General features: G+C 52.9%; 14 protein-coding genes. 3 read left to right on the top strand and 11 right to left on the bottom strand.

What is annotated here, in order from left to right; genetic code table 11:
- Positions 1-70: 70 nt before the first annotated feature.
- Both ACVB80_RS03730 and ACVB80_RS03725 read right to left on the bottom strand, forming a co-directional pair.
- Positions 71-622, bottom strand: a complete 552-nt coding sequence (locus ACVB80_RS03730) for a class IV adenylate cyclase (protein ID WP_481079929.1) — start codon at positions 620-622, stop codon at positions 71-73.
- 199 nt (positions 623-821) lie between these two features.
- Complete coding sequence (locus ACVB80_RS03725) at positions 822-2,918, bottom strand: methyl-accepting chemotaxis protein (RefSeq protein ID WP_481079928.1); 2,097 nt, start codon at positions 2,916-2,918, stop codon at positions 822-824.
- Positions 2,919-3,246: 328 nt separating this feature from the next.
- Between ACVB80_RS03725 and ACVB80_RS03720 the strand changes: the two genes are divergently transcribed.
- The gene (locus tag ACVB80_RS03720; protein ID WP_481079927.1) at positions 3,247-3,624 is read left to right on the top strand and encodes a nuclear transport factor 2-like protein; all 378 of its coding nucleotides are present in this window, start codon (positions 3,247-3,249) and stop codon (positions 3,622-3,624) included.
- A 38-nt stretch (positions 3,625-3,662) separates the two neighbouring features.
- Here ACVB80_RS03720 and ACVB80_RS03715 read toward each other — a convergent pair whose 3' ends face one another.
- Both ACVB80_RS03715 and ACVB80_RS03710 read right to left on the bottom strand, forming a co-directional pair.
- Positions 3,663-4,055: a ribosome recycling factor family protein gene (locus ACVB80_RS03715; RefSeq protein WP_481079926.1), complete on the bottom strand. Its 393-nt coding sequence runs from the start codon at positions 4,053-4,055 to the stop codon at positions 3,663-3,665.
- 98 nt (positions 4,056-4,153) lie between these two features.
- Positions 4,154-5,116, bottom strand: coding sequence for a nitrilase family protein (locus ACVB80_RS03710; protein WP_481079925.1), 963 nt, complete (start codon positions 5,114-5,116; stop codon positions 4,154-4,156).
- Positions 5,117-5,208: 92 nt separating this feature from the next.
- Here ACVB80_RS03710 and ACVB80_RS03705 point away from each other — a divergent pair, with 92 nt between their 5' ends.
- Positions 5,209-6,093 (top strand): LysR family transcriptional regulator, encoded by an 885-nt coding sequence (locus tag ACVB80_RS03705; protein WP_481079924.1) that lies wholly within the window; start codon positions 5,209-5,211, stop codon positions 6,091-6,093.
- Here the strand turns inward: ACVB80_RS03705 and ACVB80_RS03700 are convergent.
- From ACVB80_RS03700 to ACVB80_RS03670, 7 genes are all read right to left on the bottom strand, one after another.
- Entirely contained in the window at positions 6,077-7,666 is a 1,590-nt protein-coding gene (locus ACVB80_RS03700) for an MOSC domain-containing protein (RefSeq protein ID WP_481079923.1), read from the bottom strand. The two genes, ACVB80_RS03705 and ACVB80_RS03700, sit on opposite strands and share 17 nt — an antisense overlap.
- 85 nt (positions 7,667-7,751) lie before the next feature.
- Positions 7,752-8,546 (bottom strand): AraC family transcriptional regulator, encoded by a 795-nt coding sequence (locus ACVB80_RS03695; RefSeq protein ID WP_481079922.1) that lies wholly within the window; start codon positions 8,544-8,546, stop codon positions 7,752-7,754.
- Positions 8,543-8,857, bottom strand: coding sequence for a DOPA 4,5-dioxygenase family protein (locus tag ACVB80_RS03690; RefSeq protein ID WP_481079921.1), 315 nt, complete (start codon positions 8,855-8,857; stop codon positions 8,543-8,545). Before ACVB80_RS03690 ends, ACVB80_RS03695 begins: the two co-directional genes overlap by 4 nt.
- 93 nt (positions 8,858-8,950) lie before the next feature.
- Positions 8,951-10,240: a hemolysin family protein gene (locus ACVB80_RS03685; RefSeq protein WP_481079920.1), complete on the bottom strand. Its 1,290-nt coding sequence runs from the start codon at positions 10,238-10,240 to the stop codon at positions 8,951-8,953.
- A 681-nt stretch (positions 10,241-10,921) separates the two neighbouring features.
- The gene (locus ACVB80_RS03680; RefSeq protein ID WP_481079919.1) at positions 10,922-13,717 is read right to left on the bottom strand and encodes an Hsp70 family protein; all 2,796 of its coding nucleotides are present in this window, start codon (positions 13,715-13,717) and stop codon (positions 10,922-10,924) included.
- 44 nt (positions 13,718-13,761) lie between these two features.
- Complete coding sequence (locus ACVB80_RS03675) at positions 13,762-15,714, bottom strand: Hsp70 family protein (protein WP_481079918.1); 1,953 nt, start codon at positions 15,712-15,714, stop codon at positions 13,762-13,764.
- Entirely contained in the window at positions 15,714-16,346 is a 633-nt protein-coding gene (locus ACVB80_RS03670; RefSeq protein WP_481079917.1) for a DUF2760 domain-containing protein, read from the bottom strand. The genes ACVB80_RS03675 and ACVB80_RS03670 overlap by 1 nt, the downstream gene beginning before the upstream one ends.
- A gap of 271 nt (positions 16,347-16,617) precedes the next feature.
- On the opposite strand from ACVB80_RS03670, the gene ACVB80_RS03665 reads away from it, so the two are divergent.
- Positions 16,618-17,148, top strand: a complete 531-nt coding sequence (locus ACVB80_RS03665; protein WP_481079916.1) for a 3'-5' exonuclease — start codon at positions 16,618-16,620, stop codon at positions 17,146-17,148.
- Positions 17,149-17,483 lie beyond the last annotated feature (335 nt).

The raw sequence follows: 17,483 nt of genomic DNA, 5'->3' as shown, positions 1-17,483 counted from the left end.
ATTTTGCCTCACGTCCCCTTTGTACTTTCCTTCTGTAGTTTATCTGGATTTGTCTGAGCCCTTATTGGTGTCAGCGAACTAATTCTTCAAACATCTGCCGGTACGATTTGGTCTGTAACGAGGATGGCGTCAGGCCAAACCGGCCTGCCAGCGCTTCCAGCTCTGTCTTGTAGAAGGGCAGTTTCGATTCGTCATCGGTCATGATGGCGAACTCAGCAAAATCACCAATACCATCCAGTGAATCTACCGTAATGTGAAATTCGCCAACGAAGTAAATGCTGCGTACTTTCCGGGCGTGTAATACCACTTCATAACCCATGGTTTTCAGCATGCTCACCGCGTTTTCTGCGTCGTTGATGTTTGTGGCTTCGCACTGGTCAGAAGCTGGTCCTTTTACGATCCAAAGCCGGATGCCGGACGGCTCCATAGTACGGATACACTGGCTTATGTTTTGCGTTTCCAGAGATTTGTCGGGGAAGTCAAAGTACCGGTCACTTTCGGTGTTATCTTCAAACATGACCTGATGGGGTATGAGGCTCAGGGTTTCAAGAAACTCTGATTTTGATGGCAGGCGATATTTCAGTTCCGCTTCGTATTTGCCTTTGAAGTGCTCGTGACTCATGGGTTATTTCTGCTGCAAAACGGCGATTTTATCATGCGGGGGAAGCGGTGAGTGTGAACGGAACCAGGAATTCGTGCTCCAGGTCAGTCGGGTAAGCAAGGAAAGAAGGGACTGCGGGCAGACAGGTTTATTTATGTGCAAAACAAAAGGCTCCAAACTCTGGTGAATGAAGCCTTATTCTCATTTCAGCTTCCGGGCGCTATACCACCTTTAATGTGGACAGCTTATCGTTGAGATCTACCACAACAGACTGCAGCTGCTCACTTACCTCATCTACCTGTCCGGCCAGATTAAGCAGATCATCTGCTGAGTGACTGATGCCATTAAGTTTATTACTGATCTCTATGCTCACAGCGCTTTGCTGTCTCGCTGCAGTGGCAACCTGAATGACGTTGTCGTTGATGGTGTTTATATGCTCTGTCGCCAGGCCAATTTGCTGGTTGCTTTGCTGGCTGTCTTCAACGCTTTTTGCTATCCGGCTCTGACTGTGTTTAATTTGCGCGACCGTTTCAGAGACATCAGATTGCAGCTGTGTGATCAGCTCGTCGATCTCAACGGTTGAATGTTGAGTTCGTGAGGCAAGGCCCCTTACTTCATCGGCAACAACAGCAAACCCGCGACCCTGTTCACCTGCACGAGCCGCTTCAATGGCCGCATTCAGGGCCAGCAGGTTAGTTTGTTCTGCAATGCCCCGGATGGTCTCCAGTATTCCGTTAATACTTTCGCTTCGCATGGAAACATGAGACATCTGCTCAGCGGTGGCGTTCATTTCATCGGCCAGGTTATCAATATCCTCGGTAGTCTGGCTCACGGCTTTCTGGGTGTCTTTCAGGAAGTGGAACGCCTCTTTTGCATCGTGTGAGACGTTTGCTGCCAGGTCAGCTACCTCATGGCTGGAGGCTGACATTTCTTCAACTGCAGCCGCGACACTCACAATTTCGGTTTTCTGAGCGTCCGTTGCATGGCGGCTGGCGGTGGCGGTGTCAGTCAGGACTACGGCTTCTTCAGCAAGATGGCTGGACTGGTTTTTAGTCGCCAGGATCATCTCTTTGAGTTTATTAGTAAACGCATTAAACCCTTGAGACATATCAATAAGTTCGCGGTGTTGACTGACCTTCAGAGACTGGGTGAGATCACCGTCGGCGCTTGCCAGTGAATCAAACTTTCTGGCGATGCGGGTCATCGGGCGGATAAAGCTGTTTATCAGCATCAGAGAGATAAGGACCGCTGCGGAGACGGCAATAACCACGAACACCATCATCTTGGTCAAAATGGTGTCGCCACTTTGGGCAAGCTGTGCATCCAGCGCGGTAAAGTCAGCCATGGCAACGGTGGTTGGCTGACGAATGATGATAGTCCAGTGGGTGTTGGCGGCTGCAATATCAATCGTCGCAGTCGCGAGGACGTACTCATCATTGCTGCCGCTGCTGATCATTGCAGCGAAAGCCGGGTCTGCTTCTTTAAGCGGACGGGTCAGTTTATCCGGCATGTGCGTGCTGGCGACCAGGCGGTTCTGGGCCGTTAAAAGTACTACTTCGGAGCGGTCTATCTCACTGGCGATTTGTTTGACTATCTCCTGAAGCTCGGGGAGGTGAATATCGACTCCCACGAGTCCCCGGAACTTACCTCCGGCCATTACCGGCACAGCCAGGCTGGTCATCAGAGCGTTATTTCCTTCGGTGATTTCTTCCCAGTAGGGTTCGATGATACAGGGCCTGCCCGAATCCCGGCTGCACAGGTACCATTCGGCTTCGCGCTGCCCGAACTCATCTTTCTCACTCAGGTATTTTTCGTCAGGATCTTCAACGTGATAGAAAACATACTCGCCATCTTCCTGAACCCAATAGAGTTCCAGTGTACCAACAGGGGTGCTGTGATCGGTGTTGTTGACATAGTTCTGATCTGAACCGTCATATCCGTTTTCCTCAAACTGGCTGTAGATGGCACTGATGTCGGGATTCGCCACCAACATGTCGCGATTGAGTTGCTTAACGTTCTCACGGGAATAAGGCGTTCCGTTTGAGTGTACTGAAGTAACGGAAAGCGTTTCTGCCAGCGATAGGGGTACGACAAAAGAGTGATTAAGATAAGCCCCGACCTGACTTGCGGCAGATTCCGCCTGGAAATGCAGTTGCCTGTTCGCGTTTTCGTCAACGGCATCTTTGACCAGCTGTCTGGTTTGTTGTGAGGAGCTGACCATGGAGCTGGTGCTGAGGTAGGTACTGATGACTTGTGTCAGTATGAGTATAAGCGTCGTGGTGATCAGCAGTTTAATTTTAAGAGATAACTGTCCCATGATTTTCTCCTGGTCCGGAGTGAGGTCGGATATAGACAAGCATAGATAAAATATTGAAGTTTGATGCTTTTTTCGGAGGGCGGCAGAGGTTTTATGGGGGAGTTTTGGGGCTGAAAACCAGAGGGGAAACTGATAATCCGTTATGCAACCTGCTGATTATTAAATGATATGGGGTGTTGTATCTCTGTTGACGGAAATATAAGTAGTTGTCAGATTTTTTTTCTTCGTTCCCCGATGCAAAACTCAGAATCAAAACAAAAGGCGTGCACAGTGTTCTGACTTCGAAGATATTGACTAAACGCACACTAATCAAGGGATTGCAAAAGCGATGAATCACTCTGAAGTGGTAACAACTCTATGGAAAAATTTTGGTGCTGGTGACTATGAGGGCACCAGAGTGCTGTTTGCCGATACGGTGAAAGTCGTCTGGCCGACCAGCCGGGAGTATTACGAAACCGTCGATGAGTTTATCACCGTGAATGAAGTGTTCGGTAAGGACTGGACCTTTGAACTGCGTTGCCTGGAGGAAACCACATCAGATAAGGTGATCAGCGTGGTCTACGTTACCAGCCCATCCTGGCCGGACAGTTTCTACGCCACCAGTATTTTTACTTTTGAAGAAAACCGTATCGCCAGAATGGAGACGTACTGGGCGTTTGAAGATACGCAGCCGGAGTGGCGCAGGGAGCTGAGTAAGGTTTATTGATAAGTGCTCAGGGCCGTGAAGTACAGATACAGGGGGTATTAAAACTCCTCACTCTCAAACCGCGCTTTTCGCGCCTCACCAATTGAGCAGTTGGTCATTGCCATCAGCTCATTCAGGGTTATTGCCGGGTTCTCTGAAATCAGTCTGATTAACCGGGCCTCCATGGGCTCAAGCTTGTCTTTGTGCTTTTCCAGCCCTTCTTCCAGTTTACGGATCAAAAACGCCATCGCTTCCGGCGCTTCAGATTTTATCTGCTGACAAAACTGATACTGCTGCTCTGCCGGGCCTGTGATCTGCCAGTTTCGTGAGCGGCGAACCCGGGCCATCTTACAGTGGTACAGCTGCGCCAGATCGCGGGCAGATTTGGCCCGTTCTCCGCCAATACGATGGATAAGAGAGGGGAGAGCGATGGTGATTACCGTATCGGACATCGGCGGTTATGTGCTCCGGAAGTTGGTGTTGCCCGGCTAACATAACGCTAAAGCTGGTTCAGATACAGTAAAAATCGCCACCTCTCGCCCGACGGTGTTTACTCTTCGTCAAATCTTGCCCGGCGCGGGTCCAGTTCGTGACCCAGCGGTTGAGTCAGGGGATGATAGAGCTCAGGGCGGCGGCCTCTTATCCAGCGGCGGCCGGTACACATGGTTTGCTCTTCTGCGTTCAGGGTGGCGACGACCATATCACCTTCAACAGATTTGGATTCAGTAATGATCTCGCCGTAAGGGTTCAGGATCATCGCGTTGCCGGTTCTGACTTCATCCATATCCACGCCGACGCCGTTGCTGAAAATCAGGAACAGTCCGTTGTCGTGCGCGCGGGCCGGTAACCAGCGCATCAGCCACTCGCGGCCTTTCTTACCCTGCATTTCGGCGCGGATGGCCTCCGGGTCTTTGTCCCGGTTATGCCAGAGCTCCGGGTCGATCAGGCCCATCGCGTTCGGGCTTCGCGAGTGGCAGCCACCGGTCTGGTGTGGAGCCAGCAGAATATCAGCGCCTTTGAGCGCGGTGATCCGCACGTTTTCCACCAGGTTGTTATCCCAGCAGATGAGTATCCCTACGCGCCAGCCCTGCGGGGTCTCGACCACGGTGTAGTCACTGCCGCTGCTCATATGTTCGCTGACAAAAGTATGCAGCTTGCGGTGCCTGGCATACTGGCCGCCGGGCATGGCAAACAACCAGGTGTTATAAAGCCTGCCATCTTCACCTTTCTCGATAAGGCCTGCGCCGATGTTGATGCCGGTTTTATCTGCCAACTCCAGCAGTTTCTGGCTCGACGGACCCTGGGGTACAGGCTCTGCCAGTTGCTCAATCTCCGGTTTATTCAGCTTACTGACATGCCAGTAGCCGGTGATACACATTTCCGGAAAAGCCAGCAGTTCAACACCCTGCTGCGCAGCTTCAGATACGTATTTTCCTATTACAGACAGGTTATAAGATTTGTCACCAGCGCGGTGGTTGAACTGTACTGACGCGACCCGAATATCTTTCATCACAATTTCTCTTTCTGCTTTGAACTGAAGCCAGTTTAGTTAATCTGTTCCATTCCTTATAATGAAATAAAGTCTACATATGATGAGTGTTTGGAATGGATATTGATCAGCTCAGGGCGTTTTGCGAACTGGCCGGTACGGGTAACTACCGGCTGGCATCAGAGCGCTTGTGTATTACACAGTCCGCATTGACTAAAAAGATCCAGCGTCTGGAGGAGCAGGTTGGCTCGGCGCTTTTTGAGCGGGGCAGGCAGGGCGCGAGGCTGACGCCTGTCGGGGAAACACTTCTCGAAGATGCCCGTCGTCTGGTGGGGAGTTTTGGCCAGTTTAAAGGCTATGCCCGGCTTGCTTCAGAAGGTATGTGCGGGCAGCTCAGGATTGGTTTTGGCGTCTCGACCTATTACGAAGCACCGCGCTATATCGCCGGTTTCAAGCAGCGTTATCCTCAGGTGAGCATTTCCCTGAACGATATTCCCTCTGAGGTGCAGCTCCGCGCTCTGGAGACCGGTGAGCTGCATCTGAGTTTTAACCGCCTGCCGGTCAGAGCACCTTTGCAGTCGTTGCTACTCTGTCAGGATGAACTGGTAGTGGCGGTGCACAGCGGGGAGCATGTTGATGAGAGCGCATTGTGGGAGTCCCTGTCTGAACTGAATTATCTGAAGCTAAACCCTGAGCGGGGGCCAGGCCTCAGCCGCCAGATAGAGCGCTACCTTCTGGCGCATGAACTTGAGCCGGAAGCAGATCAGCAGACCGATGATATCCTGACCCTGCTGGCACTGGTTTCAGCCCGGCTGGGTTATACCATCATCCCGTCGAGCGCCAAAAGGCTCAGCCAGTTTGATATCCGTTATATACCGCTGACAGGCGCTCACGCAAACTGGGAAGTCGGGCTTATCTGGAATGGTGATAAGCCCAACCCGCTGGTGGAGAGGTTCGTGGCATCACTGCGTGAACAGCCGCAGTTCAGGGAACAGAGATAGTCAGTGCTTTCCCTTTGGCTCTTGAAACGCAGGGTGTCATACAACTCTTTCTTTCACTGTTGGTTAAAACAGAATCCCTGTGGTCAGCTTCTCCTTTGTAGCTGACCCTGCACTTACCGCATACGCCGGTCTCACATGCAGAATCAACAGTAATTCCGTTATCTCTTAGAGCATTGAGCAGCGTTTGATCCTCAGAGACCTCTATCTTCTGACCGGTTTGGGCGATAGTGACAACAAAAGCCTCTGAGTGGTTTTTCGGAGCAGAGAAGTGTTCGAAGTGAACGTGCTGCTCACTCCAGTGACTGCAGCTTTCTCTGACCCGTTCTGTAAATGCAGGGCTTCCGCAGCTGTATACGTGGCAACCTCTCGTATGGTTATCGAGCAGCGCTTCGATATCCAGCGGATTTTTGGCATCGTAGACAAACACTTTCCCCGGATATTCTGCCAGATAGTGCATGAAAGCGTACTCTTGCGGGTTGTCGACGCAGTAGTGAAGTTCAAACTCCTCAGAATGGTGCCGGGCTTCTTTTATCATGGTGATGAACGGCGTAATACCGATGCCCGCTGCGATAAAGATGTGGCGCTTATCCCGGGCCATTCTGAATCCGTTTGCCGGCCCGGAAACCAGCAGCGTATCGCCGACTCTGGCTTCATGATGCAGATAGTATGAGCCCCCCCGGCTTTTATCAGCCAGATTAACCGCAATCTGATAGGTATCGTCACTCAGAGGGGCGCACAGTGTGTATGCTCTCGATAATCCATTTGGAAGCTGCAGGGTAATATGGGCTCCGGCAGAGAAGTTTTCCAGCTCAGCCAGATTTGTCCGGCTGAGGAAAAAGCGTTTTACTCTGTCAGTTTCGCGCTCGATTTTTACAATGCGCATCTCCAGAACTGACTCCTTACCCGACAGCCGTGATGTCCAGTCTTCGACATTGTCGCTTTCCAGCCTGCGCTGAAAAACGCTTTTAACTTCATCACCCAGTGGCACCAGTTGTGCAAGTTGCTTAGTGGCTTCCCGGTTTTCTGTTTCCAGATAGAGGTAGTGCTGAACTCTGGCGATGCTCCATTGCGGGAATGGGCGGTGGATAACACTTATCGGGTCTCCGGCTCTGACTGTGCCGGGCTGAAGTACGCGGTAGAACCAGCCGGTTTTGGCGTTGTCCTGCACGTAGCGGGAGATGTCTGGCTGTTTAAAGCGGTGGTTTAGTTTGAAACAGGGCTGCCTTGGCTGGGTGACTTCAAGCACCGCGCTGCCTACTGACACCACATCCCCGATACACATATTGTGTTCATTCATGCCTGCGGCAACCAGATTTTCTCCGAATCCACCTGCTGTCAGCAGGTCAGCAGAATTTGGATACCTTTGTTGCAGCTGTGCGTAATGCCCGGAGTCAAACTGCAGCACAGCCCGCTCAGGCCCCCCATGAAAGCTCTCCGCCTGCTCATCTCCCACCAGGCCGGTTGATTCAATTTGGCAATGTCCGGCCGGGCTTTTGTCTATCGCGCTTTTTATCGAAAAGAATGGCTTAGCTTTGCCGAGTCGCAGCTCGCTGATCACTGATGCAGGGTACATAGAAACACCTAAATTGGATTAACTTCAGCGGCCTATCTTAACGACGATATCATTGGTTGAATTTAGATAAATAGACTAGAGATAACTAAAAACGGTCAATCTGCTGGCTGGCGGGAGGAGGTGAGCTACTGATGTAGCGTTTGGGAGATTTACCGAGTGTTTTCTTAAACATAGTGATAAAGGCACTGACTGACTCATACCCCAGAACTTCCGACACAGATTGTACCGATTCGCCTTCCAGCAGCTTTTGCAGTGAGACGACGATGTGCAGTTGTTTACGCCACAGGCCAAAGGTCATGCCGGTTTCCCTGAGAACAAGGCGGGAGAACGTTTTTTCGCTCATCGCGAGACAGTCAGCCCATTGCCGGACAGTACGCCGGTCACCCGGATTGGCGATAAGGGCCGTGGCGACTTTTCGTAATCTGGTATCTGAAGTCAGTGCAAAATTGAGCTTCTCTGTTGGCATCTGCCCCAGCATGTTCAGTAACACTTCGGTAAGCATTGCAGTGTTATCATGCGCTGCTTCTTCGGGAGAGAGGGCGCCAAGATGAAGCACCATCTCTTTGATCAGCGGAGTGATGGAAAGTGTGCAGCACTTATCGGGCAGTGTGGTCTTTTCTGGTTCAAAGAAAACAAAGCTAAACGTGGCAGAAGCGGCCGGAGCATTTCTGTGCATCAACCCGGCTGGTATCCAGACAGCGGAACCGGCTGGAACCATCCAGATCTCATTTTCTACTTCACACACCATTGAGCCGGTGACAGGCATAACCAGCTGGCCTTTGTTGTGGCAGTGAACTGGCGCATCAAACTCCGGCCTGGAGGACGACAAGAGCAGTACATCGATAGCGGAGTCTGATGTGTCAGGGTTAAACTGTGTCATAGTTTATCTTCGAAAACACCCAGTTCGCGCCCAAGCCAGACAGCACGCTCAGTATGGTCAGCCAGATGCTCGTCACTGACCGGGTGGATAAGCACCGGCATATCGCCACGCTCCTGATCCAGCCAGGCGATGAGACCCTGATCATCGTTGTTAAAGTGCAGCTCAAACATCGGCATTTTATGCGGCCCCACCAGTTGAGGAACCAGAGGAAAAATGGCGGTGACATCACTGCGTTCCTGTTTGATTTTCTGGTGAAGCGCTTTGGCTTCATCCATGTTTTTGAGCGCAAAGTAGACATGAGCGTGGTACATCCGGATTCTCTCTGTATTTCTTTTACTTAACAGGCGTTAGTGTACCTGCAAAAAAGGCGAATGCCAGTCAGACGCTTTGATGGATTTGTGCGATTATGCTGAAGGTTCTTCCGGTGCCGGCGTCACTTCAACCGTCAGTACCCGGTGGTTTTTTACTTCCAGCACCTGGAAACGCCAGTTCTGTATAACGACGATGCTGCCGCTCTCCGGCACCCGGCCGAATTTCCACAGCAGCAGGCCGTTCAGGGTTTGGTAGCCTTCCTGCTCTTCACCTTCCAGAGTTTGGACATTGAGTTTCTGTTTGAGCTCCGCGACCGGGATTAGCGCGTCCATGATCCAGCTGTTTTCACTGGCGTCTTTGGCCCAGATATCTTCCGGATAAAGGGAGAGCTCTCCCGCTATGGCTTCCAGCAGGTCGTAATAGGTTACCAGCCCCTGCAAATCACCGTATTCATCAATGATGAGCGCCATTTCGGTGCGGTTGGTTTGCAGGTAATTCAGAAGTTGAAGCCCCCGTACAGACTCATGGATATAGACCGGCGGTTTAACCAGTGCGCCGAGTCCCTTTTGTGGAAGTTGATGGATCTGCCGAAGCAGATCTTTGGCTGACAGGGTGCCGATAACGTTGTCGACGTTATCCAGATAAACCGGGAAGATGCTGTGTTTGTTGTTACGGATTTTTTTCAGCACTGACGCAGGTGGTTGTGCGAGGTCGATATAGTCGATATTAGCGCGGGGTGTCATCAGGGACGAAACGCTTCGGTCATTCAGAAGGAGGATGTTTTTCATCATCTCCTGCTCGCGGGGTTCGATGGCGCCGGATTCGGAACCTTCGCTCAGCACGGCATGAATGTCATCTGCTGTCACCAGATCCTGGTTCTCGTCTTTTCGGCCAAATAGCCTGAGAGAAAGCCCGACAGATTTTGAAAGCAGAGCCACAAATGGCCCGGCTATCCAGGAAACCCAGCTGATCGGCCGTGCGGCGAGAACGGCGATCCGCTCGGCATTGGCCTGCGCGAGGCGTTTGGGAACCAGTTCGCCGACAACAATTGCAAAGTAGGTGATGGTGATCACGACGCCCGCAGTGGCAACAATACCGGCGCTTTGCTGCTGAACGCCTATCGAGACAAGAAGCTCTGCCATGGGTTCTGACAGCGTTGCTTCACCCACGATGCCACTCAGCAGGCCGATAGCGGTAATACCAATCTGAATAGTAGAGAGAAAGCGGGTAGGGTTGTCTTTAAGCTGAAGTGCGATTTGGGCGGATTTGCTGGTTTCAGCCATGGCTTTAAGTCGTCCGGGTTTAGCCGCGACCAGGGCGATTTCAGACATGGCAAACAGGCCATTTAAAACTATAAGACAGATAAGAAACAATATTTCCATAGAGTGCGCCTGAGAGAGCAGCCCGGGCAGGAACAGCCGGATGATCCACTGCTAAGTGTCAAAGATGTAAGTAATCTGACCACACTTTAAGCATAGGAAAAAGCAGGCTTTCCCGCTATGTGAGAAACCGAAAGTAACCGGGGCGCGAAATCGAATATTTACGCAAGAACTGTTCGATTTCGAATGTTTTGGCTTTTCGTTTTTGGTGGTGATGAGCGAACTCGAAACCTGCTGGCTGGGAATGCAGGATTCAGGGTTTGATATACCATGCAGGATGTGATGGTGAATCTGACTTATGATCAGCTTTGATTGCGGTAATTGATTAGTGGGGAAGGGGCGAGTGAGCGTTTAACTTGTTATTTGTAAAAAGATTTTTGTCATCCCAGACGCGCTCCACTGTACTGCTCACACACTCACAGGCAGGCGCGAGCCGGGATCTGGTGGGTTGAACTTGTTGCTCTGCGGGAGTAACTGCAAAGGCTATAGCCCGCTTTGCGAGATCCCGGATAATTCTGTTCGGGCAGTGTGCCTCACACCACCTTCAGTGGGCAGAATTTCCGGGATGACGGGTTCTTATATTGTTGTTATATATGAAAATTCGTCATCCCGGCCTTGAGCCGGGATCTCATATAGCGATCTGAAAGCCGGCTATGAACGCATTCAGCCCAGAGAGTTACCCCCTCACCGCACCAAATGCAACCCAACCGGCAACGCGTCACCAAACGCGCGTTTGGTTTCGTTTTCAGACAGCTCTTTCACTTCGCTGACCAGTGTCAGCCAGCCTTCCGGAACGCGGCTCTGATTCAGCTTTGTAATAACCTGAGCGCGGAAATCATCACTGATATCGAGCTGGCGGTCACCGGTCTTACGGCAGATAAGCACAGTCGCGAAGGCGACCATTGGCTCTTTAACCCAGTCCAGTTCCAGCAGCTTAGGCAGCCACTGTTCGGCCTGTTCACGTGGGATCACGTTGTGCTGGCTTCCGTAGAGCAGGGTACGTGATGCGAGGCGGCCAAGTGCCCACCAGTGGGCCTGCTCGAACTGGCTCTGGTTCATCGCCTTGTTCATATACCAGGTGGCCAGCAGCACTTTGTCTTCCACTTCGAGGTGTTCAAGCGAAGCCGACAGGCGAACCATGGCTTCATAACCCATATCCTGAGCCTGTTGCCAGGCTTTTGGATTGCGCATCGCGCCCGGGTGCAGATACTTGGCGATATCGGCCAGAATGGTTTCCTGTTGTTCCTGGTCCAGGCCACCGGCGATACGGCGCCAGAATACCCACCAGTCGCTCCAGCCCTGATGGTTCTTAAACTGGATACCCTGCTGGTACAGGCTCCAGACCTGCTCCATACGCCAGGAGTCTGTCGCGTCACCAAATCCCGGGCGCAGGGCAAAGCCTGCCAGGCGCAGCCAGTTTTTCTCGTGCGCTTCTGAGCGGCGGCGGCGTTTGCGTCCCTGTGCAAACGTATCAAACAGGGCACGCAGGCGGGTGAAGTCCCAGTTGTCCCGCTTACCGAGCTGTTTCTCCAGGGTTTTGGCCAGCGTTTTTATCGCTTTGGCATCGGCGTTTTGCTTGTTGCCGCTGTAGAGACTGGTGATCAGCGCCTGGCACTGTTCCAGTTTCGGGTCGCGTTGTTTCTCTTCGGCCTCATCTGCCTGCTGGTTGCGGACTTCAAACTCCAGCAGCCAGCGTTTGTTTTCGTCGTCGCAGCGTACGCACTCCATTTTCAGCGTACCCACTTCGGTCAGCTGACAAGCGAGCTGTACTTCCACCCGCTCTTTCTGGTTTGCCTGAAGCTCAGCACCTTCACTTTCGAGGGTCGTGATGTATGGCGGAAGAGGGGCGAACATATCCGGGTCAACGTTCAGCATGACGCCGTTTTGCAGCCGGGTGCCGTCGGTTGCCTGGTCGTGAGTGGATGTCAGCAGGTTAAACTTGACCGGTTCACCCAGAGTCAGGTTAAAACGGCGGCCGCTGAGGCGGATTTCGTGTCCCTCTTCGGTGCCTTTGGCAAGCAGGCACAGCGCCTGACCTTTACGGCCTTTCTCCTGCAGATGCAGGAAGTAGGAGCGGGCAGCACCGCCACCGATTTTAAGCTGTGCGCCGCGGCGGGCTTTACCAAATGCGACAGCGCCAAGGGCAACGGCGTGATCCGGGTGCGGGTTATCCAGCAGGGTAACCGGGCCACCACGCCAGTTTTCCAGAAGCTCCAGGGTTCGGCCTGTCACCAGTTCACTGTTAAACACACCGCCGTTAAGCAGCACTGCAACCGGGATAGCCGGGCTGGCGTCTGTTCCCAGCGCGGCTTTGGAGACCTGCTGATGCTGGTGGAGGAACTCAGCCAGGTGTTTACTGACAGCAGGGTCAGAAACGTAAGGCAGGCCAAATTCTACTACGGCGCTGCGGCGTTTATCCGGTAGTTGTTCAAACCCGGTGACAGGGAAGAAGCCGTCCAGCGCGATTTGGTGCACTTCCTGTTTTGAAAGGGCAATACTGCGGGTTCCGCCAAGCAGTTTTGAGCCGCTGCCAAGCATGGTGATTTTGACTTCTTCCGGCGCATTGCCGGAAAGCAGTTGCTCTTTTGCCTGACGGGTCTGTTGAATAAGTTTGGTCAGGCCTGCGGCGTTAAGTTTCTTGCTCTGGTTGAAGCGTTGCTCGGCCATATGGGCCAGCGCAAGGTCCAGGTTGTCGCCGCCGAGCATCAGGTGTTCACCAACACCGATACGGTCAAGGGTCAGTTGCTGATCGTGTTTTGCTTCAATCAGGCTGAGGTCGGTGGTACCACCGCCGACATCGCATACCAGGATAAGCGGCAGCTCTGCCAGTTGCTCCGGCGCGGTCTGCTGGTGACGTGCATACCAGTCGTAGCATACTGCCTGAGGCTCTTCGAGCAGGACGATATTCTCAAGGCCAGCCAGTTTAGCGGCATCCAGGGTCAGTTTACGCGCGGTTTCATCAAACGAGGCAGGAACGGTCACGACCACTTCCTGATCTTCGAGCTTGTTGCCCGGGTTGCGGTAGTTCCACGACAGGCGGATATGATTCAGGTAACTGGCGCTGGCGATAACCGGAGAGACACGCTCAACGTCATTGCCGGCCGCCCATGGCAGGATCTCAGAACTGCGGTCAACGGCAGAGTGGGAGAGCCAGCTTTTGGCGCTCGATACCTGGCGGCCTTCGACTTTGGCGCCCAGATCGCGTGCCCATTCACCAATGATGACGTTTTTAATGTCGCCCTCTACCTGCTGGTGGTCCCACGGCAGGGTCAGGTCAGACGGGGCGACCTGGCTTTCGGCAGGGTGATAACGGAATGAAGGAAGCAGAGGCTTACGGACGACTTCACCGGGGCCGATCAGCTGGTCAATATCAAACAGGGAGACCGGGGAGTGCTCTAAGTCTTGAGTAATTTCACAGTAGGCAACAACAGTGTTGGTTGTGCCGAGGTCGATACCGACCAGAAAACGGGGAGAGGACATGAAAAACTCCTGATAAAACGGCACCCTGAGGTGCCGTTTTCAAATTACGCTGAATGGTGCTGTGCTGAGTGGTTATCAGGCTCTTGCTGGCCTTCTTCACTCTCATCGCGGGCATCTTCACGCACATCAAACTCTACGTGCCATTTCTGGCCGTTATCCGCTGCGATGGCTTCCAGGTACAGGGTACCCAGTTCAGTCACACGTGATGCCAGGGTGACCGGCACCACTTCACCTTCACGGCGGCCTTCAGAAACAGGCAGGGTTACCTGAATCTCCGGCAGCTCTTCCAGCTCTTCCGGAGCCCAGTGGTCCAGATGAGTACCGGCTTCGTCGTCGCGGCGGGTGGTAGAGCCAAAGAACTGGAAGTGAACCGGCTGACCGATCACCAGTCCAAACTCCTGGCTTGGAACGTTAACTGCTGAGCCTTCTTCCATACCAAACGGAGCCACACACAGCGCTTCCATTGGAGGAGCCATACCAGGTACAGCCGGCATAGCGCTTTCGATACCCACGTAGTAAGCCGATGCGATACCACCACGGATACGAACGCCCTGACCACGACGAACAGAGCCGTAGTAAGCCGCGCCGCTGGCTACTGCCAGATCCAGATCCAGGCCGCTCAGGCGTTTGGCTTCTGGCGCTTCTGCAGAAGAGAGCCAGTTGTTGATGGTGCCTGACAGACGCTCTGCCAGCAGGGATGATTTCAGTACACCACCGTTAAACAGGATAGCGGTAGGTTTGATGAAGTCACTGCTCTGCGGCGCCATGCCCGGCATACCTGGCATATTGGCAAACGGGTCGAAACCGCCGTTCTGGTCGCCTTGTTCTGCGCCACCCTGGGCGTTAGCCTGCTTGCTGAGGAAAGCGGCGATATGGCGGGTAATGCCGGCGTCCTGCGCGTAAGGCAGGCCCATCTGAGTCAGTGCGCCGCGGCTGCGCTGAGCCGGGTGCTCAGAGACAGCTACCTGCGGGAAGAAGCCATCGACCAGAGTCTGCTGTACTTCCTGTTGAGTCAGTTCGGTTTTCAGTGTCGCGCCAAGCAGTTTAGAACCGCGGCTCGGTACAACGATTGGCACTGACTGAAGCTCTGCATCGTTCAGCAGTGCTTCTTTGGCGTCACGGCAGGCGTGAGTCATCGCCTGTACCTGCCATGGCTGAAGCTCTTTACCTTCCTGTGCCAGTTTCATTTTCAGGCGGTAGGCCAGGGCAAGATCCATGTTGTCGCCGCCCAGCAGAATGTGTTCGCCGACTGCGATACGGTTCAGATTCAGGTTGCCGTCTTCCTCGGTTACTTCAACCAGGGAAAGGTCGGTAGTACCACCACCGATATCGACCACCAGTACCACATCACCGACTTCGACTTCGTTACGCCACTCATCGTTGCTGTTGTCAATCCAGCTGTAGAGGGCTGCCTGAGGCTCTTCAAGAAGAGTCAGGTGAGCGAAACCAACGTTGCGCGCTGCTTCTGCAGTCAGGTCACGGGCTGCCGGGTCAAATGACGCCGGTACTGTAATGGTGACGTCCTGATCGCACAGCGGGTGCTCCGGGTTTTTATGATCCCAGGCATTTTTCAGGTGCTCCAGGTAAAGCTCGGTGGTGCGCAGCGGTGACACTTTTGCCACTTCTTCCGGGCTGCCTGCCGGCAGGAATGCGTCGCGACGGTTTACACCACCGTGGCACAGCCAGGATTTGGCACTGGCGACCAGACGAATAGGAGTTTTCGAACCCAGGTTGCGGGCGATAGCACCCACCAGAGCGGTTGGCTCGCTGCTCCACGGCAGTACGCGTGAAGCCGGGTTCATTTCGTGCTCGTGAGGCTGGTACAGGAATGAGCCAAGCTGTTTGTGGCTCTCAACGGTACCCGGTGCCGTCAGCTGAGGAATCGCTACTACTTCAACGTTAGCGTCTTCAATAGTGGTATCGACAAATGACATCACGCAGTGGGTGGTGCCAAGGTCAATACCAACAGAGTATTTGGCTTGCATATGTTGCTCCATTACAGCTCTACCTCCGCCGGAGCGATTACGCTGGCGTCATAGTTCTCTGCCAGTTTTGGCAGGTTAACCGCGTCTGCTTTCCAGCCTTTGTGAACCAGGGTGCCAGAGAATGGCGCATTGCCGGTTACGTTGCCGGTAAGACGGATCTGCTGTGGGTTGAAGCCTTCTTCAACCGTGATGCGGGTCTCTTCGTCTTCGCTGCGGATTGGAGACAGAGTCAGGTATTCTTTCAGTACTTTCTGGCCACCGGTGTGGATCACACGTGCAGCAGCACCAACTTCGTCATCAGCGAAGTGGGTCAGGTCTTCCTGCAGAAAATCAATCAGACGCGCTTCCTGCTGCATAATAGACAGCAGCTGCAGCGCAGAGTCGGTAGACGCGGTTGCCAGTTTGGATTCTACTTCCACAACTTTCTCGACAACTTTTTCTACTTCTACCACTTTTTCAATTTCGACGATCTTTTCGACCGGCTTTTCTACTTCAACAATCTTCTCAACCGGTTTTTCGACCACTTTCTCGATCACTTTGGATTTACGGGAAACAGCCAGAAGAAGCAGTGCAACGCTGGACGCGGCAAGGCCGGTGTGCAGCATGTCGAAGGTGGTTGGGATCAGGTTTATGTCAAAGTTCATAAATTCAGTCTCTATAGCTAGTGTGTTTTGCGATATGCAATAACATGCCCGATATAGCGGAAATAAGGGCGAACTGTACCATATTCAAGTCAACAGGGCGGAAGAATAATTGACAAACCCTTGTCATTTAAGGTCTGACAGCTTAAAAAACCGCCGTGTTGAGCGCATTGTCAGCCATAATAGCCAGTAAATCACCGATCGGCTGCCGGTGGGTTCAACCTGACGGCCGGGTAGGGTAGAATGCGGCAAAATTTAAAGAGTAAGGCTGGTGATGAACTACAATCGCGTCGTTTGTTTTGATTTGGAAATGTGCTGCTGGAATGTTGATGGCGTCGGAACGACCGGCGAAATCATCGAGGTCGGCCTGGCAGAGATCGATCTTGTGAAAGGCGAGGTGGTGAAACGCGCCCAGTATTTTGCCAAACCTGAGCACGATGAAGTATCCCTGTTTTGCTCTGAACTGACCGGCATTACCCCGCGTAAAATCGAAAAGCAGGGCCGCCCGCTGGCGGATGTTCTGAAATCGATGATTAAAAACTTCGGTGGCGCGAATAAGATCTATGCCGCCTGGGGGCGCGATGATCTGATCCTTTTAAAAGAGTGTCAGGATAAAGGGCTGGAGATGCCGTTTAACGAATTCATCAACCTGGCGACCATCTACCGTATTCAGAACCGTCTGAAAGACAAACGCATCGGCCACAAAGCCGCTCAGGAAGCCAAAGGCATCGAGTGGGAAGGGCGTCATCACAGCGGATTTGATGATGCGTATAATCTCGCGAAACTGGCGCTGACGATGTTGTAACGCCCCCTTGGGGGGCGGGTTCGCGGTTCTCGGTCCTAGGTTCGCGGAACAAGCCCTTTCCCTGCATCTTCGTGTCATTCTTCTCCCCGCGCGCCGAGTACCGCGGACCCCAGCTATCTCGTTCCTACGCTCCGCGTGGTAATGCATATCTGACATGCAGTTAGCTACCGCTTCTACGGTTTAACGCCGGTATGTATTCCCACGGAGGTGAACTGACCCCCAATAGTTGGACACCAATTATTGGGGATCTTTTATGTCCAAATACAGTCGAGAACTTAAGTTCATCGTTGCAAAAGAATACTTAGATGGGATGACTCCCAATCTGCTCGGTCAGA

This window comes from Vibrio sp. 9-16B-A1 (assembly GCF_056726165.1).
This window is presented reverse-complemented; position numbering and strand designations above follow the sequence as displayed.